We start from the raw sequence: 25,224 nt of genomic DNA, 5'->3' as shown, positions 1-25,224 counted from the left end.
CACGGATCGCGGATGCCAATACGCAAGTGAGACCTATCGACGGGCGCTCGATGCCGCTGGTCTACAGGGTTCCATGAGCGCCGTCGGCAACCCTTATCATAATGCGCAGGCAGAGAGCTTCATGAAGACCTTGAAAGTGGAAGATATCTACCCCGCTGGCTACGAGACCTTCGCGGACGTGGCTGACCGCTTGCCCAGGTTCATCGAGGAGATCTACAATGCCAGGCGGTTGCACTCAGCCCTTGGCTATCGATCGCCAGCAGAATTTGAAACCCAACTCGCCCAGCAGGCGGCTTAGTTTGACGCGCATCGCTGGTCCAGCCCCAGGGGTTCACTCCACTTCTAGGTTACACCTTGAGGAAAGACAACAATACCTTAAGAAGTTTCGGCTAGTTATTGCAGCGGACGCAATCGGTAAAGAAGCTCTTCCATGCATTCATTCCAACCGGCGCAAGCGATGCGGTCAAATCAATTCGCAGGTAATGCCCTTCGCGGCGATCAGAGGACCTTTCAGCGGGTCCCGATCAACATGCAGGGCCGTCTGATGCTGGCAAATTATGAAGAGTTCGAGTGCCTGGTAACGGAAATGTCGCCTGGCGACATGTATGTCATCTGCGTGGGACGTCCCCGTGCCGATGAACGCGTCATCGCCTATATAGACCATCTTGGCCGCGTCGAGGGCCATGTCGTTGCCGTTGACGGACGCGGCTTCAGCATGTCGATCAACGCGACCGAACGGAAGCGCGAAAAGCTTGCAGCGCAGCTCACCTGGCTTGCCAACAAGCATGAACTCGGCCTGCCGGAAGATCGTCGCCACGATCGCCTGACGCCGCGCAGCACCCGTAGTGACCTCACCCTTGACGACGGCACGGTATATAGCTGCCGCATCATGGATCTTTCGCTTTCAGGAGCTGCCGTCGACGTTGAAGTACGTCCGCCTCTCGGCACTTCCGTGCGCCTCGGCAATATGCGCGGTCGCGTCGTGCGCCATTTCATGGAAGGCGTGGCGATCGAGTTCCTTTCCCTGCAGTCGCGCGAGACCTTGCGCGAATTTCTCTGACCCGTCATTCGCCTGTCACGCAACGTCTGGAAATAGCGACGTTTGTCCTTGTCTTCGATGCGTGGCCGCGAGATGCTTTATCCCGACATAACTCCTTTCGACGAGGGCCTGCTGGATGTCGGCGACAGCCAGCGGATATTCTGGATGCAATCCGGCAATCCCGCAGGCATACCGGTCCTCATCCTGCATGGCGGTCCCGGATCTGGGAGTTCCGCGGGAACGCGACGCTGATCGTCGTTCCCAACGCAGCCCATTCGCCCGCGCTATCGGAAATGGCCGCTTCCATCGTCCGCGCCGCGGACGCATTGCGCACGCTCGACCTGCAATAAAAATCAAAAAAATATTTTTCGGCCGTTTTTCCCAGAATGGCACAGGATGGAGCGGATCTGCCGATTTCGCCGGCTCCGCCATGCGCCGGCGCAGCTTCTCTGTTTCACTATGGGACGATTTTTGGCCGCAAGCGCTGCTTCGCCGTTAAGAATCCGATTGGCGGGAAGCCATTTAAAAGCAGTAGTTCTCTCTGTTTTCGCGCCCAGGAACTCATACCGGAAACATTCAAATTTTAATCGAATTCGCCGAAAAATTGAGTCAAGTTTTCTGCGTGTTTGATGAAAGTTTGATCCAGATTTGATTCAACTAAGCCATTAATTTGACTGTGCAATTTTGCGCCAGATAAAAGCATGCGTGTCATTCTGATCCCAACAAAATAAGCAGGGACAGGGACATGAACTTTCAATTCGTACTTCGCGGCTGCGCCGCGCTGGCACTCTTCACTCTCGGCTTCTTCGGCCCCGCTCAGGCCGCACCTGCCAACATGACGATCACCGGCGACGCCGCTCCTCCCATCGGTCACTACGAGTTCTGCAAGGAAAATCCGCGCGAGTGCGCTTTTGCCGGTGGCGATGCCGGTCCGATCATCCTGACTCAGGATAGCTGGAAGACGATCCTGAAGATCAACTACACGGTCAACACGACGATCAAGCCGATGACCGACATGGAGCTTTACGGCGTCGAGGAGAAGTGGGCGATCCCGACCACTGCCGGCGACTGCGAAGATTTCGCGCTGCTGAAGCGCAAGGAATTGATCGATGCGGGCTTTTCGCCCTCCGACCTCCTTATGACCGTCGTCCTGCAGCCGAACGGTGATGGCCACGCGGTTCTCACGGTTCGCACCGACCGCGGCGATTTCGTCCTCGACAACATGCGCGACAAGGTGAAGCTCTGGTCCGAGACCGAATATACCTTCCTCAAGCGTCAGTCCGTCGAGCACCCGGCCCGCTGGGTCAAGATACAGGACGGCCGTGCCGTCGCAGTCGGAAGCTTGAAGTAGACACGCAATAAAGGATCGTCGGTGGCCTAGCGCCGGCGATCAAGATCAGAGGCCGGTCTAGTCCCCTGATTTCTGTCCAGGCCGGTGCTTCTGAGCCGTTCCCACTGTCCCGGGAACGGCTCTTTTCGTTGTTACCGGATCCATTCCGAAGCGAGCAGGCGGAAGTTTCGGGAACGAAACGGCAATAGAATGGCTGCCGACGCATTTTTAAAGCTTCATTAACCATCATGGCGCCAATCATTTTTTTGACAAGACTCATCGAAAGTCTGACGCCTCTGCCGATCCACCGTCGATCCTCCTCACGATGGCGTCCAGGGCGGAAGGAAATGAAGGCAAGGGCATGGTTTCTCCTCCGTTATCCGCCTCAATGATCGACGAACGGCCGCTGATATCGAGTGGTCTAGTCTATCGGATCACATCAGGCATAGCCGTTCTGGCCGCCCTCACCGTCGCTATCTCCCTCGGCGGCCATTGGCTCGGCGAACGGATTTCACTGGGCGGCCATACGACGGATACCAAGCCCGTTTCCGTGACGATCGGCGAAGACACGCTGCGCCTGGCAGCAAATACCATCCGCTTTCCGAGCGAACGCGTCGATAGTGCGGCCGAGCGTGTCGATCTCTATCTCACATGGCCGCAGATGCAGGGGTTCAGCGAAGCCGATCGCCTGCGCTTTGACGATGTCTCGCAGTCTTCCTCGCTGATTTTCCTGCAGCTCAGCCAAAGCACGATGTCGCGCGACATGTCGGGCAGGCTGGAGCCCATCTATTCTCATATCATGGATGGCGCCCCCTATGCCGGCCCTTATGGCCTGACGGCACATCGCTTGCGCGCCGATGCCGGATACAACAACGAGATTCTTCTGACCGCGCCGCGCTCGGGTGAGCCTGACTACGTTGTGCGCTGCATCCTGCCTGCTTCATCGGCTTCGGCCACCAGCGGCGACTGTCAGAGGGATGTCAAAGTCGGCAAGGATTTGAGCGTCCTCTACCGCTTTTCCAGCAATCAGCTTAGGGACTGGCAAACCATGGATGCCGCCGTCCAAGGTTTTGTCGGCGCGCACCTCGTGAATGTCTCAGGCGCTTCTACACCGATAGCCGAAGGTCGCTAAAATGGCACGGAAACCTGAAACCAACCGTTCATCATAAACCGATTGGTAACGCTAAGCCTTTAGTCTCGAGCGCAACGGGCGTTCGTGGAAGGCGGCGACCGGATCATCGAGAATGTAAATGCAAGCAGAGAGTGATTTAGTGTCCAGATCAACCCTTCCCGTATCGTCGTCTCAATCCGGTAAGATTCTGGCGAAAATGTTTTTTGGTTTCTCGGTCGCGACGGCTTCGATCACGGTGGTTGCCGTGGATGCTTCTGCCGCCGGCCCGAAATATGCCGGCATCGTCATCGATGCCAATACGGGCAACGTTCTCTATAGCGAAAACGCCGACACGCTTCACTATCCCGCCTCGCTGACCAAGATGATGACGGTTTACCTGACCTTCGAAGCGCTTGAGGCTGGACGCATCACTCTCGACACGCCAGTCGTCTTCTCCAGGAATGCCGCCATGCAGGCGCCGACGAAGCTCGGCATCGGTACCGGCCACTCCGTCACGGTTCGCGAGGCGATCCTTGGTATTGTCACCAAATCGGCCAACGATGCCGCCATGGCGCTTGGCGAAACGCTCGGCGGCTCCGAGGAAGGCTTCGCGCGCCTGATGAACGACAAGGCGCGCGCGCTCGGCATGACGCGGACCACCTATCGCAATCCGAACGGCCTGCCGAATACGGCACAGATGACGACGGCGCGCGATCAGGCGCGCCTCGGCATCGCCCTTCGCGAGCATTTCCCGCAATATTACGGCTTCTTTTCCGAGACGAGCTTCCGGCTCGGCAGCAGGGTTATCTTCGGTCACAACCGTCTCATTGGCGCCGTGCGCGGTGTGGACGGCATCAAGACCGGCTATACGCGCGCTGCGGGATACAATCTCGCGACATCGGTGAAGGTCGAAGGGCGCTCTATCGTCGGCGTCGTTCTCGGGGGCGCTTCGACCCCTGCCCGCGATAACCAGATGCGCAAGCTGATCGCGGCCTATCTGCCGCAAGCGTCGACACGCCATATTGCTTCCGATGTCATCGCCCACGCGCCGGCCGCAACGCCAGACGTTCAGGCAGCCAGCGCCCGCTTTGCCGATGTCAGCCACGGAAAGATCAAGAACGATGAGACGGCAGAAGCGGCCGAGGTCCGGCAACCGTCCAGCGCTGCAGCTTTTGCAGCCGTAGCGCCGAAATCCGCCAATCCTTTGCTCGCGGTCAAGCCCACTCAGCAGCGCTCTGCTTCAGAAGATGTCGCGGCCGCTGTTCCTTCCGATGACCGTGACGAGGACGAAATCGATACCGTCACCACGGCCTCGACCTCCAAAGCCGATACGAAGATCGTCAAGCTGCAACGGGCAGAGAAGGCTGAAAAGACGGAGAAGGTCGCAAAGGCAAGCAAGACCGAACGTGATCCTGCCGGTTGGGTCGTTCAGATCGGAGTGTCTTCCAGCAAGGACGGCGCTAGCGACCTCCTCGACGCGGCTAGGAGCAAGGGCGGCAAGGCATTGCGCTCGGCCAAGTCTTATACCGTCGCCTTCGACGGCGGCTATCGCGCCCGTTTCGGCGGATTCGAAGATCAAGGCGAAGCACTCAATGCCTGCAAGGCTCTCAAGCGTGCCGGCGTGAAGTGCTGGGCGAGCATGGAATAGAATGGCGGCACAATGTGTTTCGTGCCGCTTAGTTTGAAGATCGGTCGGGCTTCTCTTGCTGATGCCTGGCCCTCCGGTTCCGGATGTCTGTCGGACCGGCCCTGAGTTTGTAACGTGTACGGGGATTTGAAATGGCAATGAACGAGAACTTTCCCGGATTCTCGCTCGATGGCGGGGGCAAGGTGAAACAGAAGAGCTTTGCTCTTCATCCGCTACATGAGGCAGCGATGCGGCTCGCGGATCTGGGTCTCAGCCGTTCGCGCTCGCGCAGCAAGACGAAAGATCTGATCGGCGTTCTGCTTTGCCATGGCGCCCGCGCCTGGCGCTATTCGCAGCCGGACGCGCATATCCACCTGCATATCACAGCCCCGAGCGGCCGAGCGCCGGTCATGATGCGGCTGCGCTAAAACCATGAAATGGAGCGGCTCGGAGATTCCGTGAAAATCTGAACCGCTCTCGGAGGCTGCTCTAAAGCAGTCCGAGTTCGGAAAGTTCCCGCCGTAGATCGGCGGGCAATTCGGCCGCATCGCCGAGACTGTCGAGATCGCGTGGCACGTCATCCTGCGGCAGATAGCGCCAGCCTTGAAAAGGCCGCCGCGGCTGCCCGGTCGTTTCAACGACGCTAGGATCGAGGATAAGCCGGCAACGCTGAATACCTTCCGCATCGGTGAAGGTCTCGATGCCAAGCAGCTTCTGCCTTGCCTGCACCTGCCCCTTGATCACCCAGTAAAGCGAGCCGCCATCCAGCAGCTCTTCGATCCGTTTCGGCACCATCCGTGTCGTATGGGTCGTATGCGGCTCCAGCCCGGCTGCGATGGCATTCATCGCCCGCTCGGAAACCCACTCGCGCAGATCATCGAGCGAATCCGCGCCCACGCACAATTTGATGAGATGCAAAGCCATAGATGCCGTTGAAGTCCTTTTGGCGAAAGGCGTCAAGCTTTTAGATCAGGCATCCACACTCAGCACTCAACCACATTCACAGCAAGGCCACCTGTCGAGGTTTCCTTGTACTTCTCGCTCATGTCGTAGCCGGTCTGACGCATGGTTTCGATGCAGGCGTCGAGCGGCACGAAATGCTGGCCGTCGCCCTTGATGGCGAGCGAGGCGGCGGTAACTGCCTTGACGGCACCAAGTGCGTTTCGCTCGATGCACGGCACCTGAACGAGGCCGGCGATCGGATCGCAGGTCATGCCGAGATGATGTTCCAGCGCGATTTCCGCGGCATTCTCGATCTGCTCCGGCGTCGCACCCATGACGGCGGCAAGTCCTGCGGCTGCCATCGCGGCTGCCGAACCCACCTCGCCCTGACAGCCGACTTCGGCGCCGGAAATCGAAGCGTTATGCTTGATGATGCCGCCGACTGCGGCCGCGGTCAGCAGGTAATTGTGAATACCTTCCCGATCCCAATCCTCGTGGAAGTGCTGGTAGTAACGGATTGTCGCCGGAATGACGCCGGCTGCGCCATTGGTCGGTGCGGTCACCACGCGTCCGCCGGCCGCATTCTCTTCATTGACGGCCATGGCGTAGACGCTGAGCCAATCATTGGCGAGCAGCGGATTGATACGGTTGCTGCGCCATTCCTCCTGCAGTTTATCGTGAATGGCGCGGGCACGCCGGCGCACCTTCAGCCCGCCGGGCATGATGCCGTCGACCTTGAGGCCGCGATCGATACAGCTGCTCATGGCAGCCCAGATGCGGTCGAGGCCGGCATCCAGCTCTTCGGCGCTCATCCGCGTCTCTTCATTGGCGCGCTTCATCTGCGCGATCGTAAGACCGGAGCGCTCGGACATTTCGAGCATCTGCTTGGCGCTGGCAAAGGGGAACGGAACACGTTCGCCAGCCGCAGCCGGCTTCTTCTTGTCGGCCCGCATCTGCTCCAGCTCGGTATCGGTAACGACGAAGCCGCCACCGATCGAATAATAGATGCGCTTCACCAGCAGGCGATCGTCCTTGTCGAAGGCGGAGAAGCTCATGCCATTGGCATGGCCTGGCAGAGGAACCTTCTTGTCGAAGATGAGATCGGTCTTGGGCTGGAACTGATAGCCCGGATGGCCGGGCGGCGTGACGCGCGCGCTGCGCTCGACCTCGTCGATGATGGCGTCCATCCGGTCCGGATCGACCGTATCAGGCCGCTCGCCCATCAGGCCGAGAATGACGGCCCTGCCCGTGCCATGGCCGATGCCGGTATGGGCGAGAGAGCCATGCAGGCTGACCTTGATCGAGGCTACATGCACGTTCGAAGACGGGCGAGGCCATTCGTTTGAAAGCAGCAAGTCCAGGAAGCGATTCGCAGCGGACATTGGCCCCATGGTGTGCGAGCTGGACGGTCCCACACCGATCTTGAAAACATCGAAAACTGAAAGAAACATGGACCTTTATTGCCTCCTCGGCAAATCGACTGTGGGCAAGGCTACGCTATCGGGGCAAGCTTGCACGGCGATCGACCGACATCGGATTTCATGGCAGCGACATTACATGTAGGCATTCGGCGAGGCAAACAGAAGGGCATTGCGCCCGGCCGGAGCTGAGCTACAGTCTACATCGGAATGTTCCTGGGGAATCTGCTTTTATGACGACTGCCGACTATGTCGCCCTCGCCCTGTTCATCTTTCTCTGGGTTGCGCTGAACTGGATCACCAGCAGCGCCCGATTCTTCAATCGCACCAGCCTGACGCTGGCGATGAACGAGCGCCGGCGCGAATGGATCTATAATTCGTTGCGCCGCGATCTGAAGATGATCGACACGCAAATCCTCTCCGGCCTGCAGAACGGCACGGGCTTTTTTGCCTCCACCTCGATTTTCGCCATCGGCAGCTGCTTTGCGCTGCTCGGCGCCACCGACAAGGTCAATGCGTTTTTCTCCGACCTGCCGTTCATACTCAATGGCGGCCGCGCCGCTTTCGAGATCAAGGTGGCGGGGCTGGCTTGCCTGTTCGGCTATGCCTTCTTCAAATTCGGCTGGGCCTACCGCCTGTTCAACTATTGCACCATTCTCTTCGGTTCCCTGCCGATGCTCGAAGATGCCATCCGCGATCCGGTGCGCGCCGAACGCGCCGCCGAGCGGGTTATTCGCATGAACATCATCGCCGCCCGCAATTTCAACGCCGGCCTCCGCGCCATCTTCCTGTCCATCGGCTATCTCGGTTGGTTCCTCAGCCCCTATGTCTTCATGGGCACGACGATGTTCATCATCATCGTGCTGATCCGCAGACAGTTTTTTTCCGATGCCCGTCTGGCCATTATGGATAGCGATGTGCCATGAGAGGCTCGCGTTCGCTCGAACCGAGCGCATATGTTTAAGTCCATGCCTGGAAGGACCCTGTAATGGCCGCTATCGCCGAGAGCGCCGATGCACCGCAAAAGACGCCCCGCATCGGCTTTCTTGATACGGCGCGCGGCGTCGCGCTTCTGGCGATGGCAAGCTACCACTGCACCTGGGATTTCGAGTTTTTCGGTTATCTCGATGCGGGTACGGCGGAAACCGGCTGGCTGAAAGTCTATGCCCGCCTCATCGCCAGCACCTTCCTGTTTCTGGCCGGCTTCAGTCTCGTGCTTGCCAACACGCCGGAGATTCGCTGGCGCTCCTATGGGCGCCGTCTCGGAATGATCGTGGTCGCCGCGCTGGCGATCTCCATCGTGACGAAATTGTTTATCGGCCCTGGATGGATCTATTTCGGAATCCTCCATGCAATCGCGGCCTCCAGCATCATAGGCCTGCTTTTCCTGCGATTGCCGGCTTTCGCCACCTTGCTCATTGCTGCCTTGCTGGCGGCCGGCATTGTCGTCGACAACGTTATTGCGCCCTTCTCCCTGCATTCTGCTGCTTTCGACACGCCGTGGCTTTGGTGGGTCGGCCTGTCGGAGACGCCGCAGCAATCGAACGACTATGTGCCGCTCTTTCCCTGGCTGACACCTTTTCTGTTCGGCCTCGGCACGGCGCGACTGGCAATGTCCTTCGGCTGGCTGGAGCGGCTGGCGAAATTCGGTCCGGGCCGCAATCTGATCGCTCGTGCCGGCCGTCACAGCCTCGCCTTCTACCTCGTTCATCAGCCGGTGCTGTTCAGCCTCGTCTATCTTCTGTCGCTGGTCGCTCCGGCGCCACAGCAGGATCCGGCGGTCGGCTACATCAAGCAATGCGTAGCGTCCTGCACGCGCTCCGGCAGCGAAGCCATGTGTCGCAGCTTCTGCCAGTGCACGCTCGACAAGTTGCAGGCACAAAATCTCTTTAAAGCCCTGGAATCAGGCGCGATCAAAGCAGATAGCGATGAACGTGTGAGCCGAATCGCGATACAATGCACGGATGAAGCGCAATGACAGGGTTATTCCATGAATGCCTATCGTTCGAAGTCGCTGAGTTTTCCGTGGCCGCCGCTACTCTATAGCATCGCCGTCGTTATCGCGCTCTCTCTGCAGCGGTACTATCCATTGCCACTACCGCTTCTCTGGTCGATCGTCGCATGGGCGGTCGGGTCCGTTCTGACCGCATTTGCGGTGACGCTGAACGTCTGGGCCGTCAAGACATTGATAGAGAGCCGAACGACGGTGCTGACGCAGCGCTGCACCGCCTATCTGGTGACCACAGGCCCGTTTCGTTTCACTCGCAATCCCACCTATCTCGGCTATACGCTGCTAACGGCCGGGCTCGGCCTGCTAATCGGCAATCTCTGGTTCGTGGCGATGGCGGCTATGGCAGCCGCGCTGACCACGCTGCTCGTCATCCGTTGCGAGGAGATGCATCTCCTCTCACGCTTCGGCTGTGAATTCGAATTCTACTGCAAACATACGCGTCGCTGGATTTGAGACCGAAGGAGCGTGAAAGATCGCTCAACGAAATGATGCAGTCATTTCCTACTGGTTTCCGAAGAGAAAAAGAATCTGACCGATCCCCATCCTCGTGCGATAGACCAGATCCTTCGTGATTGCAGCATCTTTGCCAGCACAGAGCTTGAATTGACGAGATCTTTCTCGGCCTGCTGCTCCCTCCAGCTTGGCAGATGCGCTCCCACTTGAGAAGGAGCAATCGAGTTCGCCGCACCGAATGCTGACTTCGCCCGATAGACGTTGCGTGGACTCGATCGTCACGCTCAGCTGAACGTGAGTATCCTGATTGTCGATAAGCTGACAAGGAGCATGAATGTGGCAAACAAGCTGGCCATAGACCGCATCCTTGCCGTCAAGCAAGAGGCCATAAGCGACCGGAATATCCGACCGTACGACTTCGGCCGCATGGCTGCGGTCTGAGTTCGCGACAATAACGGCGGCGAGCATAGCAAGGGCGAACGAGATTTTTGATACCACGCCACCAACTCCCCAAGAACGCTTCGCTTTTAGAAAGCGTTCTTGCCGGAACTATGGCGGCAAAATTGTCCGCTCAAACCGCAACGGGAGCGATCAGGTCCCGACGCCGATATCGGCGAGGCGTCCGAGGCAGGCTTCCTCGACATTGTCGAGTTCGCTCAATGTGTCGTCGATGTCCTTGCGCTTCTGGCGCAGTTCATCTCGCTTTTCGTCGACACGCTTCATCAGCAGTTTCAGCTGGCCAATTTCGCCCGGGGGCTCCTTGTAGACCTGAATGATCTCGCGGATTTCGGCGATGGTGAAGCCAATGCGGCGGCCGCGGAGGATTTCTGAAATGAGGCGCCGGTCGGCCGGCCGGAACAGGCGCGTACGCCCCCTGCGCTCGGGTTGAATGAGGCCCTCGTCCTCATAGAACCTCAAGGTCCGGGTCGAAACGCCGAATTCCCGCGTGAGCTCCGTTATGCTATAGTATCCGTCTACCAAGAATCCGCCCCTATCTGTCGCGGACTATAATATTGACTTTTACGTAATAGTCAATTTCCGCACGGTACACGATCGCTCTTGCCGCGCGCAGATCATCGCGTCGCGAAACCTCGAAACGCGATATGGTCCATTTCAAGCAATGCTTCGAAGCGGATACAGCTCTCTTCAACATCAATTGAAAAATATTTATTAACAAATAGATAGGCGGAATTCCTCATATCTCCTATCTTTTCATCGGGCGATGGCGTCACAATCCGTCCGGCCCTATTCTCGCGCCTTCAACTCATACCGCTTTATCAACGGAGAATCCCGTGCCGGTCCGCACCATTATCCGCTTCCCCAATCCATTGCTGCAAACGGCCTGCACCCAAGTCACCAGCTTCGACGACGACTTGCATGGATTAGTGGCTGATCTGCTGGATACGATGCGCGCGGCGCCCGGTGTCGGCATCACTGGTCCGCACATCGGCGTGCTCAAGCGCGTCGTCGTGATCGAGCTCAGCCGGGAAGACGACGTACGCACCTACATTAATCCGCAGATCCTGTGGTCGTCTGGAGAAACCATGCGGCATATGGAAGGCAGCGTTTCCATGCCAGGCATCACCGAAGAGATCGTCAGGCCGAAAGCCATTCGCTTTTCCTATCAGGATATTCATGGCGCAATGCACGAGGAACAAGCCGAAGACTTTCTCGCGATCTGCATTCAGCATGAGATCGACCAGCTCGACGGCATATTCTGGCTACAGCGCATTTCGAAGCTCAAGCGCGATCGCCTGACGAAGAAATGGGAAAAGATCCGGCGCTGATCCATTCAAAACGAAACGGGCGCCATGAAGGCGCCCGTTCGTTCATCCAATCAGACTGAAATCAGCCCTTGAGCCTAGAGTTGCAGAGGCTGTAGTAGCCGCCGCCCTTCTGGATCCACTTCAGCCCGCCGAGCGAATTCTTGGCCTTGTTGGCATTGTAGGCATCGACGCAGGTGTGGAAACGGCTCTTGCCCGGGGTCTCGCTGGCATACTTGGCATCGACCTTGGCCGGGAAGGTCACGCCGGCCGGAGCGACCGTCGTCGGCTTTGCCGGTTCGGCTGCCGGCGGCTTGGTGGCGTCGGGCTCGCTGGCATCAACCTTGGCAGCTGCAGTTGTCTTCGCCGTTTTGGAAGGCGTTGTGGCAGCCGGTGCGGTCGCTGCCGGTGCAGTCGCTGCAGGGGCAGCTGCTGCTGGTGCAGTTGTCGCAGCGCCTGCATCGGCAGCGCACTGCGTGGCGCGGAAGTCATTCCACTTCTGGCCGTTCAGAGTGCCAGCGGTTTTCGCTGCCTGATATTTGGCGCTGCACTCTTTCATGGTTAGCGCAGAAGCCGAAGAAGCGAGGCCCATCGAGCCTACAACTGTGAGAGACGCAAGGGACATCAACAGAATGGCACGACTAGTCATTGGCATTTCCTCCGCTCTATGACGAATGTCGAAACTATTAATCGTGTCGTCCCTAGTCCTTGTCAATCGAGACGCGATTTCGGGGCGACGGATGACACCATATGCGGACGAATATGAACGTAGACTGTACGAAAACAGCTATCATAGAGCGTAGTTCAACCTTGATGGCAATCACTGATGGCAGTTCATTGCAGCCACTGATTCAGCCGAAAATGAAGAGGATTGTCGTGCCGATACGGCACAATGGCCGCCTTCATCTTGCTGCCCGCAGATCGCCGTTTCGCGAGACAAAGGAGCAACTGTAAGCGCAATGCAACCTATCGTGAGAACCGGCCCTTGAAGTGTAGGGGCATCGCCCTATTCTTTTGAGGCAGTTCCCCTCTCTATGCCCTGGATGCTCTCCCTTCCAGGGCATTTTTCTTGGAGGAAAAGCAATCACAGCGTGCGATTCCTTGCCATCGACTGCCGGCTGTCCGAAATGATTCGCCACAGTCCCTCGATGGGCGTAGGCAGAAGCTATCGTCGGCTACCCGAACCCGTAGGCGCCAACGGCTGAGAGAGGCAACGCACTCTCGCCTGCAGAGGTCAAGGAGCTACCTGCATGACTTCGCACGACAATCGAGACAATATTCTCAGCGACCAGAAGCTGCACGATCTTCTCAAGTCGGAAGACGAGTTCGAGCGCTTGCTAAGAAGGAAGCGCGACAAGCCGGCCGAGACCGGTTTACTTCCCGAAGAAAACGCAGACGAATCGCTCCTGTGAACGCACGGTGTGTCGGGGCAATCGGTCGCGATTGCGAGATAGCATCCGCGGCCGTTCGGTCGTTGCCACGCAAGCCGAAGTACTAGAGCAATTCCAGCAAAAGTGCGAAGCGGTTTTGCGTCCGGAATTACGTGAAAACAAAGAGATGGAGCATTTCCGTGACTCCGTTTAAAACGGAAATACTCTAACCGTCGTTGACGGTTTGTCCGAAGACCTGCTCGAAAGCGTCGCGGAGGCGGATATCGACATCCGCCATCATGACCGGCAGGCCGAGATCCACAAGGCTGGTGACACCATAGGCCGAGATTCCGCAGGGAACGATGCCGGTGAAATGGCCGAGATCGGGATCGACGTTCAGCGACAGACCGTGAAACGTCACCCATTTGCGCACGCGGATACCGAGGGCCGCAATTTTGTCTTCGGCGACGGTTCCGTCCGGCGGTACCGGCTTTTCGGGACGCCTCACCCAAACGCCCACCCGATCCTCGCGCCGTTCGCCGCGCACATTCATCGAATCGAGTGTGCGGATGATGACTTCTTCAAGCGCGCCGACAAAGGCGCGGATATCCTGCCGACGACACTTCAGGTCCAGCATAACATAGGCCACGCGCTGGCCAGGTCCGTGATAGGTATATTCGCCGCCGCGTCCGGTCGCGAACACCGGAAATCGCTCCGGCTCGATGAGATCGGCTGCATCGGCGCTGGTGCCTGCCGTATAGAGCGGCGGATGCTCGACCAGCCAGACCAGCTCCGGCGCCCGGCCTTCGGCGATCGCCGCAGCCTCCGCCTCCATCGTGGCAACGGCCTCTTCATAGGGCACAAGACCATCGCTGATCCGCCAGCGAACAGGCGGCGTGCCATGAGCGGGAAACATTTGATGAGAAAGTTCTGTGCGAAGCATTTGGCAGTCCTTTGCGCGCCGCAGGTCGCATTTGTGGAAATCCTGCGCGCCAACGGGTTATCCACATATGGCGCTATTCCGGCGGAAATTCAAACATCTACGGCACTTCCCCAGCAATCGGACGGGCGCGATCGGAGGAGCTGTGAAGGAATTTAAAAAAACTGACACATCGCTCTTGTGCCCCCCGAATGCTTTTGCTACATGCAGCCGCGCCGGAGCAATTCGGCGCCTACCACGATGCGGTCGTGGCGGAATTGGTAGACGCGCAGCGTTGAGGTCGCTGTGGGGCAACCCGTGGAAGTTCGAGTCTTCTCGACCGCACCAAGAACCCGGCTTAGGCCGGGTTTTTTGTTTTTAGAACAGGGCTTTAGGTGCTGCTGGATTTCACGATGAAGAATAGCGTGGGACACTATGGATATCTCACCGGCTGTTGATCGCTTGATCTGCTGAAATCAGCTTTTGTCGATACCGGCTACCCCCGACACCTTCAGCTCCCCCGGACATCGGTTAATTCACCCGATAGAGACCACCAAGCTGATTCCTCTCGGAGGATGACAGTGGAGCAGCGTTTTAATGCCCTATGGCGGCTAGATTCAGCCGGCGTTCCCCAGCCTCACTCACCTCTACATCATATACGGCGCTCATATTGCCACTTCGCCTTGATCATCAAGAGCCATTGGATCTCCATGATCACTTGACTTCGCGCGTCCCTCTGGCACCGTGAAGTTTCTTCGGAAGTGGGAGGATGCATGACGCCAGAACGCTTTTCAGAATGCCTTTTGCATATACGCTGGACTCCGATCAATCTGGCGAGCGCCCTGCAATGCGACCTATCATGGGTGGAGGCGTTGGAAGCTGGAAATGCCGAAGTACCGGCTGGATTGGCGACGTGGCTGGAAACTCTCGCGCAATGCCATGAGGAGGCCGGCGTTCCAACCACCTATCGAGGACGTGGGCACGAGTGAGATCGACTGAGGTGAGCCTGAAAAACGAAGGCAGTCCGGAAACGGCGGTTAATTCACTCCAAACGGAGGGATTTGAGATGAATGATGATTTTCGCTTGAAGCTTATCAAAATTAGAGGCGAAAAGATCGCCCATCGCAACGAACTGCTGGCGATGAAAATTCAGGGCGCAAGCGCAAAAGGGGTTAGCGAGGCTATCGATCTTGACGGCATGATCGCCCGCGAACAACTCGCGATCGACAATCTGGACGACACGATTGCCCGCCTAAGCTAGACGTGCCCTACGGAACGGATCGATTAAAACCCCTATTCGCTATGAACATCGAAGGGTGCCGCGCTCAATGCGCGACGTCCTTGCTGACATTGCGCAGCCGAATCTGATGGTCGAGCCGTTCGATCTGGCGAGTCGTTGCTTCGATCAGCCGGCCGATCTCCTGATGCGCCGTCTGCAGTCGTAGGAACTCGTTCCTGACGGCATCCAGCGCGCGCTGGTCGCTATCCTCGTCCGGACCATCGCCCGCCCCGGTCATCAGCCAAACAGGAGATACGCCGAAGAGAGCCGACATCGTCACCAGAGCGGATGGCTTGGGCTCGGAGCGGTCCGATTCCCACGCGAGCATCGTTTCCTCGCTGACGCCCAGCTCGCTCGCCAGCGTTTCCAAGCTGATGCCGGCGGCGTCGCGAGCCATCGACAGACGTCCGCCCAGGGTATCGCCGCCCTCGTCCGAAAAAACGGTCGTCTCTTGTTCGGGCTTGAACATCGGTGCGATCCTTTTCTTGGCTGCGCCGGCAATTTATGCGGCGCATGTATGTTTTAGCCGTTTCCGAAAGTAGAGATAGGTCTAGGGGCGTCATCTCGCCACCACGATCTGTCCCAAATGGAAAAGTGCGACATCTTGCACCGTCAGCCCGCGGCTTTTGGTGGCGCATCCGATCGCTTCTTGATTGCATGCTGCTCCTGTGTTTGATGTCTCTTCATGTCCGTATCTTCCGCCGTTTCCACACAGCAGAATCCGCTCAGAGGCATGACGATCATGGCAAGCGCCATGATCCTGCTGCCGACGATGGATGCCATCGCCAAATACATGGCGAGCTTCGAAGGCATGTCGCCCGGCCAGGTGACGTTCTATCGCTTCTTCTTTCAGCTCGTCTGCATGCTGCCGCTGCTGGCGACCGTCTCGGGTCGTGCGGCATTTTCCGCAAAACGTCCCTGGATGAACCTGCTGCGCGGCGCGCTGCATGGTGCCGCCAGTCTGCTCTTCTTCGCAGCGGTCAAATACATGCCCCTCGCCGATGTCTTCGCGATCTATTTCGTCGAGCCATTCATGCTGACGGCACTTTCAGCCCTGTTTCTCGGCGACAAGGTCGGCTGGAGGCGCTGGCTGGCGATCGTCATCGGCTTCGTCGGCGCAATGATCGTCATCCAGCCGAGTTTCGAGATTTTCGGGCTAAAGGCGCTGCTGCCCGTTGCCTGCGCCTTCCTCTTTGCACTCTATCTGTTCATGAACCGCGCCGTCGGCGAGGCGGATTCGCCGATGACAATGCAGGTGATGGCCGGCGTAGGCGGCACACTGTTCATGTCGATTACCGTTTTGGCGGGAGCATCCGCAGGCATCGCGGATTTCGAGCCTTCCCTGCCCGCCTCTATGCTCGGGCTCGTCCTTTTGCTGATTCTGGGCTCGATATCGGGCTACGCGCATATGCTTGTCGTCAGAGCCTTCCGCCTGGCGCCGCTCTCGCTGCTTGCCCCGTTCCAATATTTCGAGATCATTTCCGCCACCGTTCTCGGCTATGCGATCTTCGGCGATTTTCCCAATCTTTCCAAATGGATCGGCATCGCCATCATCGTCAGCTCCGGCCTCTTCATCATCTGGCGGGAGCGCGTTCAGTCAAGATTGCGGAAAACGGCGTAAGCGCAGACATCTTGCGCATGGACCGACAGCGCAATTTGTGGCTAAAACACTGACTGAATAGGGTATTTGGGCGGAGATTGCATGTTCAAGAAAATCCTGATCGCCAATCGCGGCGAGATCGCCTGCCGCGTGATCAAGACCGCGCGCCGGATGGGTATCCTGACGGTCGCCGTCTATTCCGATGCCGATCGGGATGCATTGCACGTCGAAATGGCCGACGAGGCCGTGCATATCGGCCCGGCTCCTGCTGCTGAGAGCTATCTCGTCGTCGACAAGATCATCGCCGCCTGCAAGCAGACGGGCGCGGAAGCGGTTCATCCGGGCTATGGCTTCCTCTCCGAGCGCGCCTCCTTCTGCGCCGCGCTGGAGAAGGAAGGTATCGTCTTCATCGGCCCGAAGCCGAAGGCGATCGAAGCCATGGGCGACAAGATCGAATCGAAGAAGTTCGCCAATGCCGCCAAGGTTTCCACGGTTCCCGGCTACCTCGGCATCATCGATGACGCCGATCACGCCGAAAGGATCGCGGGCGAGATCGGTTATCCCGTCATGATCAAGGCGTCTGCGGGCGGCGGCGGCAAGGGTATGCGTATCGTCTGGAGCAAGGACGAGGTGCGCGACGGATTCGAGCGTGCCCGCTCGGAAGCGAAAAGCTCCTTCGGTGACGACCGCGCTTTCATCGAGAAATTCGTCGTCGACCCCAGGCATATCGAAATCCAGGTGCTGGCCGATGCGCATGGCAACGTCGTCTATCTCGGCGAGCGCGAATGCTCCATTCAGCGGCGGAACCAGAAGGTCGTGGAAGAGGCGCCCTCGCCCTTCCTCGATGAAGCGACGCGCAAGGCCATGGGCGAGCAGTCGGTGGCGCTGGCGAAAGCCGTGGATTACCAAAGCGCCGGCACGGTCGAATTCATCGTCGATCGCGACAGGAATTTCTATTTCCTCGAAATGAACACCCGCCTGCAGGTCGAGCATCCGGTGACGGAGCTCGTCACCGGCATCGATCTCGTCGAGCAGATGATCCGCGTCGCCGCTGGCGAAAAGCTGCCGTTCAAGCAGGCGGATGTCATGCTCAATGGCTGGGCAATCGAAAGCCGTCTCTATGCGGAAGACCCCTACCGCAACTTCCTGCCCTCGATCGGCCGTCTGACGCGCTATCGTCCGCCGCGCGAAGGCAAGACGGAAAAATCGGTCGTCCGCAATGACACCGGAGTCTTCGAAGGCGCCGAGATCTCGATGTATTACGATCCTATGATCGCCAAACTCTGCACCTGGGCACCGAACCGGTTGGCAGCGATCGAAGCGATGGGGGAAGCCTTGGATGGCTTTGTCGTTGACGGCATCGAGCACAACATGCCGTTCCTCTCCGCGCTGATGAAGCATTCGCGTTGGCGCGAAGGCCGTCTCTCCACCGGCTTCATCGCCGAGGAATATCCGGAAGGCTTTGCGCCCGTCACGCCGGATGAGGAACAGACTGCCCTGCTCGCTGCAGTCGCCCTTTCATGCAGCCTGGCCGAAGCCAATCGCCGCGAGCGCTATGGTGACCGATTGCGTCCCGCAGCCGGGCCGCTACGGGAAAGCTGGATCGTCAAGCTCGGCACGGATTATCTGCCCGTGACGCTGCTCGAGGGCGTGGTGACCATTCCTTTCGAGATGGACATGCAGATAGGCGGCAAGACCGTGACTGTCGCAACCGACTGGCGTCCCGGCGATGCCGTCTGGGTCGGCGCCGTGGGCGCCCGCAAGCTGACGGCCCAGATCCGCACGGTGTTGAACGGCCTGCGCATCGATTGGCAAGGGCTCTCCGTCAGGGCCAAGGTGTTCACGCCACGCCAGGCGGAGCTCGACAAGCTCATGCCGATCAAATTGCCGCCCGACACGTCGAAGCTGCTGCTCTGCCCTATGCCCGGCCTCGTCGTGTCGATCGCCGTCGCCGAGGGCCAGGAGGTCAAGGCAGGCGAGACGCTGGCCATCGTCGAGGCGATGAAGATGGAGAATGTCCTGCGCGCCGAACGCGATCTTATCGTTGGCAAGATCAATGCGAAACCCGGTGAAAGCCTCGCCGTCGATGCCGTGATCATGGAATTTGCCTGATTAAAATACAGGCGGCCGAGCATTTCCGGAAAAGTGCGCAGCGCCTGTTCGGGTGAAACCCGACGATTGCGACGCTGAGTGTCTGATTTTGGCTTGAGCCGCAACGCGCGCCCATGGCAATGTCGCACGAACCAAATCATAGCAGGAAGGGATGAAACCATGGACGTAAGAGCAGCCGTAGCGATGCGGGCCGGCAAGCCGCTTGAGGTGATGATGGTTCAGCTTGAGGGACCGAGAGCCGGCGAAGTGCTGATCGAGGTCAAGGCGACCGGCATCTGCCATACCGACGATTTCACCCTGTCGGGGGCCGACCCCGAAGGCCTGTTCCCGGCCATCCTCGGCCATGAGGGTGCGGGTATCGTCGTCGATGTCGGACCGGGGGTGACGTCGGTGAAGAAGGGCGATCACGTCATCCCGCTCTATACGCCCGAATGCCGCGAATGCCCGTCGTGCCTCAGCCGCAAGACCAATCTGTGCACGGCGATCCGCTCGACCCAGGGTCAGGGCCTGATGCCGGACGGCACCTCGCGCTTCTCGATCGGCAAGGACAAGATCCATCACTATATGGGCTGCTCGACCTTCGCCAATTACACCGTGCTGCCGGAGATTGCCGTTGCCAAGGTCAATCCGGACGCTCCTTTCGACAAGATCTGCTATATCGGCTGCGGCGTCACCACCGGCATCGGTGCGGTCATCAACACCGCCAAGGTGGAGATGGGGGCAACGGCGATCGTCTTCGGTCTCGGCGGCATCGGCCTCACCGTCATCCAGGGTCTGCGGCTTGCCGGCGCCGACATGATCATCGGCGTCGATCTCAACAACGACAAGAAGGAATGGGGCGAGCGCTTCGGCATGACGCATTTCGTCAATCCGAAGGAGGTTGGCGACGACATCGTTCCCTATCTCGTCAACATGACGAAGCGCGGTGCCGACCAGATCGGCGGCGCCGATTATACCTTCGACTGCACCGGCAACACCAAGGTGATGCGCCAGGCGCTGGAAGCCTCGCATCGCGGCTGGGGCAAGTCGGTGGTCATCGGCGTTGCCGGCGCCGGCCAGGAGATCTCGACGCGACCGTTCCAGCTGGTGACGGGCCGCTCGTGGATGGGGACGGCCTTCGGCGGCGCGCGCGGCCGCACCGATGTGCCGAAGATCGTCGACTGGTACATGGAAGGCAAGATCCAGATCGATCCGATGATCACCCACACCATGCCGCTCGAAGACATCAACAAGGGCTTCGAGCTCATGCATTCCGGAAAGAGTGTCAGGGGCGTCGTCATCTACTGACGCTCCAAGCCACAGGAAAGAAATATATGCGGCGCTTGAGAAATGCGCCGCATATAGCTGAAAAGATTGAGTTTCATGATTTATGTCGATGCCGATGCCTGCCCGGTCAAACCGGAGATCCTGAAAGTTGCCGAACGCCACGGCATCGAGGTCACCTTCGTCGCCAACTCGGGGCTGCGGCCATCGCGGGATCCGATGGTGCACAACGTCATCGTCTCCAACGCCTTCGATGCTGCCGACAACTGGATCGCCGAACATGCGGTTGCCGGTGATATCGTCGTTACTGCCGACGTGCCGCTCGCTGGGCGCTGCGTTGCAGCCAGAGCATTCGTGACGGGCCCAACTGGCCGCATCTTCGACAAGACGAATATCGGCATGGCCACAGCCATGCGCGATCTCGGCGCACATCTTCGCGAAACCGGTGAAAGCAAGGGGTACAATGCCGCCTTCTCGCCGCGTGACCGCTCCGCCTTCCTCGAAACCTTCGACCGGCTTTGCCGGTGGGCAAAAGCCCATCAAACGCCTGGAGACCAGCCGTGAACATCATTTCCCAGAACACCGCCTTCGGCGGCATGCAGGGTGTCTTTTCGCATGAATCCGAAGCTTGCAAAGGCGAGATGACCTTTGCAGTCTTTGTGCCGCCGCAGGCGATCACAGAGCCTCGGCCGGTCCTCTGGTATCTTTCCGGCCTCACCTGCACTCACGCCAATGTCATGGAAAAGGGCGAGTATCGCCGCATGGCCGCCGAGCTCGGCCTGATCATCATCTGCCCGGACACCAGTCCGCGCGGCAACGACGTGCCCGACGAGCTGACCAATTGGCAGATGGGCAAAGGCGCCGGCTTCTATCTCGATGCTGCCGAGGCGCCCTGGGCCGAAAACTATCGGATGTATACCTACATCACGGAGGAGCTGCCCGCACTCGTCGCAAAGCAATTCCGCGTCGATATGAGCCGGCAAGGTATCTTCGGCCATTCCATGGGCGGCCACGGCGCCATGACGATCGCGCTGAAGAACCCCGATCGCTTCAAGAGCTGCTCCGCCTTCGCACCCATTGTCCAGCCGTCGACGGCCGATTGGTCCGCACCCGCCTTCGAAAAGTATCTCGGCAGCAACAAGGCCGCTTGGAGACGATATGACGCCTGCTCGCTCGTCGAGGATGGCGCCCGCTTCCCCGAATTCCTGATCGACCAGGGCAAGGCCGACAGTTTCCTCGAAAACGGTCTACGCCCATGGCTGTTCGAAGAGGCGATCAAAGGCACCGGCATCGGTCTGACGCTGCGCATGCATGAGCGCTACGACCACTCCTACTACTTTATCTCCACCTTCATGGACGATCACCTGAAGTGGCATGCCGAACGGCTGGGAAAGTAAAGGTGGCATGACCGCCGCCTTGAAATGTGCCTGCGGTAAAGGCATATAGAAAACGCGCAGACGACTGCGGCGGCCGGTACTTATAGCCGGCCGTAGACATCGCGGGGACGGCCTCGCTCTTAACAATGGAGCGTAACATGGCTTGGTTCCTGCTTTTCCTTGCAGGCTTGTTTGAAATCGGCTGGGCAGTCGGCCTGAAATATACTGACGGCTTCACACGGCCGATGCCGACGGCTCTCACGGTCATTTCTATGGTGATCAGCGTCGTGCTGCTAGGTCTCGCGGTAAAAACGCTGCCGATGGGCACCGCCTATGCGGTCTGGACCGGTATCGGCACGGTCGGCACCGTTCTGCTCGGGATTTGGTTGCTCGGCGATCCCGCAACCTTCGTTCGGCTGCTCTGCATAAGCCTGATCGTGGCAGGCATCGCCGGCCTCAAGCTCGCCGCCTGACGGACCTCACAGTCAAGGGCTCTGGCGATTGTCCAGTGCCCACGCCCCTGGGCCGGCAAATACCATAAACAAAAAGACGAAGCAGAACATTATCGGACCGTCGCCCTGGTTATTGGCCGGGAAGAAGTCGATCTGCGTGTGCACCATGAAATAGGCAATCGCCATTTCGCCGCTGAGGAGAAAGGCGGCGGGCCGGGTGAAGAGCCCGAACAGAATGAGAATGCCGCCGACAAGCTCAATTATGCCCGCGACGAAGAACAACGTCGTGACCTCGAAAGGCGCTGGCGGAAAGCCGAAGAGCTTTTGCGTGCCATGTTCGATGAACAACACGGAAGTCACTATTCGCAAAATTGCGAGTGCTGCGGGCTGGTAAGGCGATAAGCGCTCGGCAAGTGACATGAAGATCTCCGTGCGAACTTGGAATGCGAACGGGATACTGTCGAAAAGACTCTCCCGTTTCGTCGATACAGAATCAACACGCGGGAGACGAAATTATTCACCGGGCCTGAAGATCATCAGGCCCGGTTTCGATATGACTTACTTCTTGCGGCCGTCGATCGCCAGAAGACCCGGACCCGCGAAGATCAGGAACAGGAAAGCGAAGCAATACAGAATGGCCGCATCGCCCTGGTTGTTCACCGGGAAGAAATTCTGCGGCATGTGCGCCATGAAATATGCGACCGCCATGTTGCCGCAAAGAATGAAGGCTACGGGGCGTGTAAACAGACCCAAAACGATTGCCAGACCGCCGAATGCTTCAAGAACACCCTGAAACAGCATCAAGGGCGGCAGAGAGCCGGTGAAGTGACCGCCGGCCGGAAAGCCGAAAAGCTTCTGCGTGCCGTGTTCGATGAACAACAGGCCAATAACGATACGCAGTACAGTAAGAGCATAGGGCTGATATTGATTCAGCCGTTCGGAAAGCGCCATTTTTGAACTCCAGTTTCGATTCCCCCTGCAGGAAGCAATAGAGCGGCCTGCCTTGAACGGGAAAACAAGGATTCTGACGTCCAATCAATTTTCCGTGTGTAATCCGTGGCTTGTTGTCACAGATTACAGAGGGATGTTGTCGTGTTTTTTCCAAGGGTTGGTCAGATCCTTGTTGCGCAGCATCCGGAGCCCCTGCGCGAGGCGCCGCCGGGTCGAGCGTGGCATGATCACTTCGTCGATATAACCGCGCTCGGCCGCAACGAACGGCGACAGGAAGCGATCCTCATACATCTTGGTATGCGCTGCGATCTTCTCCGGCTCGGCAATGTCCTTGCGGAAGATGATCTCGACCGCGCCCTTGGCGCCCATGACGGCAATCTGCGCCGTCGGCCAAGCATAATTAAGGTCTCCGCGCAGGTGCTTCGAGGCCATAACGTCATAAGCGCCGCCGAAAGCCTTGCGGGTGATGACGGTCAGTTTCGGCACGGTCGCCTCGGCATAGGCGAAAAGCAATTTCGCACCGTGCTTGATCAAGCCGCCATATTCCTGCGCCGTCCCCGGCAGGAAGCCAGGTACATCGACGAAGGTGACGATCGGGATATTGAAGCAATCGCAGAAGCGCACGAAGCGCGCGGCTTTCCGCGACGCATCGCTGTCAAGCACGCCTGCCAGCACCATCGGCTGATTGGCGACGAAGCCGACCGTGGCTCCCTCGATGCGGCCGAAACCACAGACTATATTCTTGGCGAAGCTTTCCTGGATCTCGAAGAAGTCGCCCTCGTCCGCCACCTTCAGGATCAGTTCCTTGATGTCGTAGGGCTTGTTGGCGTTAGCCGGGATCAGCGTATCGAGCGAGCTATCCGGCTCGGTGACGGATTGATAGCACTCGATCTCGGGCAGAGCCGCCGTATTCGACTGCGGCAGGAAATCGATGAGGCGGCGCACTTGCAGCAGCGTATCGATATCATTGTCGTAGGCAGCGTCGGCAATGGAAGATTTCGTCGTATGCACCGAAGCGCCGCCGAGCTGCTCGGAGGTCACGGTCTCATTGGTGACCGTCTTCACCACATCCGGCCCGGTCACGAACATGTAGGAGGTATCGCGGACCATGAAGATGAAATCGGTCATCGCGGGCGAATAGACGTCGCCGCCCGCACAGGGCCCCATGATGACGGAAATCTGCGGAATGACGCCGGAGGCCAGCACGTTGCGCTGGAACACCTCGGCATAGCCGCCGAGTGCGGCCACACCTTCCTGAATGCGGGCGCCGCCGGCATCATAGATCCCGATGATCGGCGCCCGGTTTTTCAGCGCCATATCCTGAACCTTGGTGATCTTCTCCGCATGTGCTTCTGAAAGAGAGCCACCGAAGACTGTGAAATCCTTGGCAAAAATGAAAACGGTACGTCCGTTGACGGTGCCCCAGCCGGTCACGACGCCATCACCGGCGATCTTGCTCTTTTCCATGCCGAAATCGGTCGAACGGTGCTCGACGAACATGTCGAATTCCTCAAAGGAACCTTCGTCCAGGAAGATGTCGATGCGCTCTCGGGCCGTCAGCTTGCCGCGCGCATGCTGCGCATCGATCCGCGCCTGCCCGCCGCCAAGTCTTGCGACTTCACGACGACGCTCCAGTTCCAAAAGGATTTCCTTCATGCGGCCCTCTCTCCTTCGCTGCTCGGGCTTAGCACGGCGCGAGCCTCCTTTGAAGCTATCGGCTCAGTTTGCCAACCGCGGCGTGTTCAGCGAGAAGATGGAGCGGATGCGGGCGGCAATGTCTTCCGCCATCAGCTCATCGGCCGTTGCATGATCGGGCGCGGTTGTCGCCATATCGAACGATGCCATGGCAATCACCGCGCCACCATCCAGCGACGCAGCGTCGATATTGACCTTGGCACTGTTGCGATCCTGGTTGAAACTGCGCCCCTTGCGCACGTCTGACAGGCGGACAGTCAGCGTAACCTGCGGCAGCGCCGTATTGTGGTTCGTGGCCGCGATCGCTGCATTCACTCGATCGTTGACGGCTTCGATCAGCACCGGCGAAACCGGCGGCAAAGCATGATCGGCAACAACCGTTGCACTGCGAACATCATAGGTCGGCGGAGGAGGATCGACGGACCAGTTCGCGCACGCCGTCAGTGCTAAACATCCCACGAGCGCCGATGCGACACCCGACCTCAACAACAACATGATACCTGTCCCGACTTC

Annotated in this window: 30 protein-coding genes, 1 tRNA gene and 1 pseudogene; 21 read left to right on the top strand and 11 right to left on the bottom strand. The window is 58.6% G+C overall.

Annotated features, from left to right (window positions below):
* The 7 genes and pseudogenes from GA0061102_RS27035 to GA0061102_RS27010 all read left to right on the top strand — a co-directional run.
* A partial coding sequence (locus GA0061102_RS27035) for an integrase core domain-containing protein (RefSeq protein WP_139115110.1) occupies nucleotides 1–298 on the top strand: 298 nt, incomplete at its 5' end.
* 132 nt (nucleotides 299–430) lie between these two features.
* A complete protein-coding gene (locus GA0061102_RS27030) occupies nucleotides 431–1,060 on the top strand; it encodes a PilZ domain-containing protein (RefSeq protein ID WP_092854961.1) in 630 nt (209 codons plus the stop codon).
* Between the two features lie 72 nt (nucleotides 1,061–1,132).
* Nucleotides 1,133–1,288, top strand: a pseudogene (locus GA0061102_RS32720) (prolyl aminopeptidase); the annotation flags it as partial.
* Nucleotides 1,289–1,784: 496 nt separating this feature from the next.
* Nucleotides 1,785–2,390, top strand: coding sequence for a transglutaminase-like cysteine peptidase (locus GA0061102_RS27025; RefSeq protein ID WP_004123299.1), 606 nt, complete (start codon nucleotides 1,785–1,787; stop codon nucleotides 2,388–2,390).
* 340 nt (nucleotides 2,391–2,730) lie between these two features.
* Complete coding sequence (locus GA0061102_RS27020) at nucleotides 2,731–3,501, top strand: hypothetical protein (RefSeq protein ID WP_092854959.1); 771 nt, start codon at nucleotides 2,731–2,733, stop codon at nucleotides 3,499–3,501.
* A gap of 118 nt (nucleotides 3,502–3,619) precedes the next feature.
* The gene (locus GA0061102_RS27015) at nucleotides 3,620–5,128 is read left to right on the top strand and encodes an SPOR domain-containing protein (RefSeq protein WP_092854957.1); all 1,509 of its coding nucleotides are present in this window, start codon (nucleotides 3,620–3,622) and stop codon (nucleotides 5,126–5,128) included.
* A 131-nt stretch (nucleotides 5,129–5,259) separates the two neighbouring features.
* Nucleotides 5,260–5,535 (top strand): hypothetical protein, encoded by a 276-nt coding sequence (locus GA0061102_RS27010; protein WP_092854955.1) that lies wholly within the window; start codon nucleotides 5,260–5,262, stop codon nucleotides 5,533–5,535.
* A 61-nt stretch (nucleotides 5,536–5,596) separates the two neighbouring features.
* Here the strand turns inward: GA0061102_RS27010 and GA0061102_RS27005 are convergent, their stop codons facing one another.
* Nucleotides 5,597–6,031, bottom strand: a complete 435-nt coding sequence (locus GA0061102_RS27005; RefSeq protein WP_004123313.1) for a DUF1489 family protein — start codon at nucleotides 6,029–6,031, stop codon at nucleotides 5,597–5,599.
* Between the two features lie 59 nt (nucleotides 6,032–6,090).
* Nucleotides 6,091–7,500 carry an L-serine ammonia-lyase gene (locus GA0061102_RS27000; RefSeq protein ID WP_092854953.1) on the bottom strand — a complete coding sequence of 470 codons (1,410 nt, stop codon included), beginning with the start codon at nucleotides 7,498–7,500 and terminating at the stop codon, nucleotides 6,091–6,093.
* 200 nt (nucleotides 7,501–7,700) lie between these two features.
* Between GA0061102_RS27000 and GA0061102_RS26995 the strand changes: the two genes are divergently transcribed.
* From GA0061102_RS26995 to GA0061102_RS26985, 3 genes are all read left to right on the top strand, one after another.
* Entirely contained in the window at nucleotides 7,701–8,393 is a 693-nt protein-coding gene (locus GA0061102_RS26995; RefSeq protein ID WP_092854951.1) for a DUF599 domain-containing protein, read from the top strand.
* A 62-nt stretch (nucleotides 8,394–8,455) separates the two neighbouring features.
* The gene (locus GA0061102_RS26990; protein ID WP_092854949.1) at nucleotides 8,456–9,445 is read left to right on the top strand and encodes an acetyltransferase domain-containing protein; all 990 of its coding nucleotides are present in this window, start codon (nucleotides 8,456–8,458) and stop codon (nucleotides 9,443–9,445) included.
* A gap of 12 nt (nucleotides 9,446–9,457) precedes the next feature.
* Nucleotides 9,458–9,931: a methyltransferase family protein gene (locus GA0061102_RS26985; protein ID WP_092854947.1), complete on the top strand. Its 474-nt coding sequence runs from the start codon at nucleotides 9,458–9,460 to the stop codon at nucleotides 9,929–9,931.
* A gap of 48 nt (nucleotides 9,932–9,979) precedes the next feature.
* On the opposite strand, the gene GA0061102_RS26980 is transcribed toward GA0061102_RS26985, so the two are convergent.
* Together GA0061102_RS26980 and GA0061102_RS26975 are read right to left on the bottom strand one after the other, a co-directional pair.
* Nucleotides 9,980–10,429 (bottom strand): hypothetical protein, encoded by a 450-nt coding sequence (locus GA0061102_RS26980; protein WP_139115109.1) that lies wholly within the window; start codon nucleotides 10,427–10,429, stop codon nucleotides 9,980–9,982.
* 93 nt (nucleotides 10,430–10,522) lie between these two features.
* The gene (locus tag GA0061102_RS26975) at nucleotides 10,523–10,912 is read right to left on the bottom strand and encodes a MerR family transcriptional regulator (protein ID WP_092854943.1); all 390 of its coding nucleotides are present in this window, start codon (nucleotides 10,910–10,912) and stop codon (nucleotides 10,523–10,525) included.
* A 311-nt stretch (nucleotides 10,913–11,223) separates the two neighbouring features.
* Between GA0061102_RS26975 and GA0061102_RS26970 the strand changes: the two genes are divergently transcribed.
* The gene (locus tag GA0061102_RS26970; protein WP_092854941.1) at nucleotides 11,224–11,718 is read left to right on the top strand and encodes a peptide deformylase; all 495 of its coding nucleotides are present in this window, start codon (nucleotides 11,224–11,226) and stop codon (nucleotides 11,716–11,718) included.
* 61 nt (nucleotides 11,719–11,779) lie between these two features.
* On the opposite strand, the gene GA0061102_RS26965 is transcribed toward GA0061102_RS26970, so the two are convergent.
* Nucleotides 11,780–12,343 carry a hypothetical protein gene (locus tag GA0061102_RS26965; RefSeq protein WP_092854939.1) on the bottom strand — a complete coding sequence of 188 codons (564 nt, stop codon included), beginning with the start codon at nucleotides 12,341–12,343 and terminating at the stop codon, nucleotides 11,780–11,782.
* A gap of 601 nt (nucleotides 12,344–12,944) precedes the next feature.
* Here GA0061102_RS26965 and GA0061102_RS33040 point away from each other — a divergent pair.
* Nucleotides 12,945–13,106, top strand: coding sequence for a hypothetical protein (locus GA0061102_RS33040; RefSeq protein WP_159432213.1), 162 nt, complete (start codon nucleotides 12,945–12,947; stop codon nucleotides 13,104–13,106).
* Nucleotides 13,107–13,290: 184 nt separating this feature from the next.
* Here GA0061102_RS33040 and lipB read toward each other — a convergent pair whose 3' ends face one another.
* Nucleotides 13,291–14,007, bottom strand: a complete 717-nt coding sequence (gene lipB, locus GA0061102_RS26960) for a lipoyl(octanoyl) transferase LipB (protein WP_092854937.1) — start codon at nucleotides 14,005–14,007, stop codon at nucleotides 13,291–13,293.
* Between the two features lie 239 nt (nucleotides 14,008–14,246).
* Here lipB and GA0061102_RS26955 point away from each other — a divergent pair.
* The 3 genes from GA0061102_RS26955 to GA0061102_RS26945 all read left to right on the top strand — a co-directional run bounded on the left by GA0061102_RS26955 (nucleotide 14,247) and on the right by GA0061102_RS26945 (nucleotide 15,244).
* Nucleotides 14,247–14,331, top strand: a tRNA-Leu gene (locus tag GA0061102_RS26955).
* Between the two features lie 425 nt (nucleotides 14,332–14,756).
* Entirely contained in the window at nucleotides 14,757–14,972 is a 216-nt protein-coding gene (locus GA0061102_RS26950; RefSeq protein WP_092854935.1) for a hypothetical protein, read from the top strand.
* 11 nt (nucleotides 14,973–14,983) lie between these two features.
* A complete protein-coding gene (locus tag GA0061102_RS26945) occupies nucleotides 14,984–15,244 on the top strand; it encodes a hypothetical protein (RefSeq protein ID WP_139115108.1) in 261 nt (86 codons plus the stop codon).
* A 64-nt stretch (nucleotides 15,245–15,308) separates the two neighbouring features.
* Here GA0061102_RS26945 and GA0061102_RS26940 read toward each other — a convergent pair whose 3' ends face one another.
* Nucleotides 15,309–15,731, bottom strand: coding sequence for a helix-turn-helix domain-containing protein (locus tag GA0061102_RS26940; RefSeq protein ID WP_092854931.1), 423 nt, complete (start codon nucleotides 15,729–15,731; stop codon nucleotides 15,309–15,311).
* Nucleotides 15,732–15,947: 216 nt separating this feature from the next.
* On the opposite strand from GA0061102_RS26940, the gene GA0061102_RS26935 reads away from it, so the two are divergent.
* From GA0061102_RS26935 to sugE, 6 genes are all read left to right on the top strand, one after another.
* Entirely contained in the window at nucleotides 15,948–16,883 is a 936-nt protein-coding gene (locus GA0061102_RS26935) for a DMT family transporter (RefSeq protein WP_092854929.1), read from the top strand.
* Between the two features lie 81 nt (nucleotides 16,884–16,964).
* Nucleotides 16,965–18,974 (top strand): acetyl-CoA carboxylase biotin carboxylase subunit, encoded by a 2,010-nt coding sequence (locus tag GA0061102_RS26930; RefSeq protein ID WP_092854927.1) that lies wholly within the window; start codon nucleotides 16,965–16,967, stop codon nucleotides 18,972–18,974.
* Nucleotides 18,975–19,133: 159 nt separating this feature from the next.
* Nucleotides 19,134–20,261 (top strand): S-(hydroxymethyl)glutathione dehydrogenase/class III alcohol dehydrogenase, encoded by a 1,128-nt coding sequence (locus GA0061102_RS26925; protein WP_092854925.1) that lies wholly within the window; start codon nucleotides 19,134–19,136, stop codon nucleotides 20,259–20,261.
* Nucleotides 20,262–20,336: 75 nt separating this feature from the next.
* Nucleotides 20,337–20,801, top strand: a complete 465-nt coding sequence (locus GA0061102_RS26920) for a YaiI/YqxD family protein (RefSeq protein ID WP_092854923.1) — start codon at nucleotides 20,337–20,339, stop codon at nucleotides 20,799–20,801.
* On the top strand, nucleotides 20,798–21,634 hold the full coding sequence (gene fghA, locus GA0061102_RS26915) for an S-formylglutathione hydrolase (protein WP_092854921.1): 837 nt from the start codon (nucleotides 20,798–20,800) through the stop codon (nucleotides 21,632–21,634). Before GA0061102_RS26920 ends, fghA begins: the two co-directional genes overlap by 4 nt.
* Nucleotides 21,635–21,771: 137 nt before the next feature.
* Nucleotides 21,772–22,086, top strand: coding sequence for a quaternary ammonium compound efflux SMR transporter SugE (gene sugE, locus GA0061102_RS26910; RefSeq protein WP_092854919.1), 315 nt, complete (start codon nucleotides 21,772–21,774; stop codon nucleotides 22,084–22,086).
* Between the two features lie 12 nt (nucleotides 22,087–22,098).
* Here sugE and GA0061102_RS26905 read toward each other — a convergent pair whose 3' ends face one another.
* From GA0061102_RS26905 to GA0061102_RS26890, 4 genes are all read right to left on the bottom strand, one after another.
* On the bottom strand, nucleotides 22,099–22,485 hold the full coding sequence (locus GA0061102_RS26905; protein WP_092854917.1) for a DoxX family protein: 387 nt from the start codon (nucleotides 22,483–22,485) through the stop codon (nucleotides 22,099–22,101).
* Between the two features lie 138 nt (nucleotides 22,486–22,623).
* Nucleotides 22,624–23,016, bottom strand: a complete 393-nt coding sequence (locus GA0061102_RS26900) for a DoxX family protein (protein ID WP_092854915.1) — start codon at nucleotides 23,014–23,016, stop codon at nucleotides 22,624–22,626.
* Nucleotides 23,017–23,139: 123 nt separating this feature from the next.
* Complete coding sequence (locus GA0061102_RS26895) at nucleotides 23,140–24,672, bottom strand: acyl-CoA carboxylase subunit beta (protein ID WP_092854913.1); 1,533 nt, start codon at nucleotides 24,670–24,672, stop codon at nucleotides 23,140–23,142.
* A 63-nt stretch (nucleotides 24,673–24,735) separates the two neighbouring features.
* Nucleotides 24,736–25,206, bottom strand: coding sequence for a hypothetical protein (locus GA0061102_RS26890; RefSeq protein ID WP_092854911.1), 471 nt, complete (start codon nucleotides 25,204–25,206; stop codon nucleotides 24,736–24,738).
* Between the last annotated feature and the right edge of the window lie 18 nt (nucleotides 25,207–25,224).

The organism is Martinezella miluonensis (genome assembly GCF_900094545.1).
GTDB classification, from domain to species: Bacteria; Pseudomonadota; Alphaproteobacteria; order Rhizobiales; family Rhizobiaceae; genus Rhizobium; species Rhizobium miluonense.
Note: the sequence above shows the minus strand (reverse complement) of the source record. Positions and strands in the feature narration are given on the sequence as shown.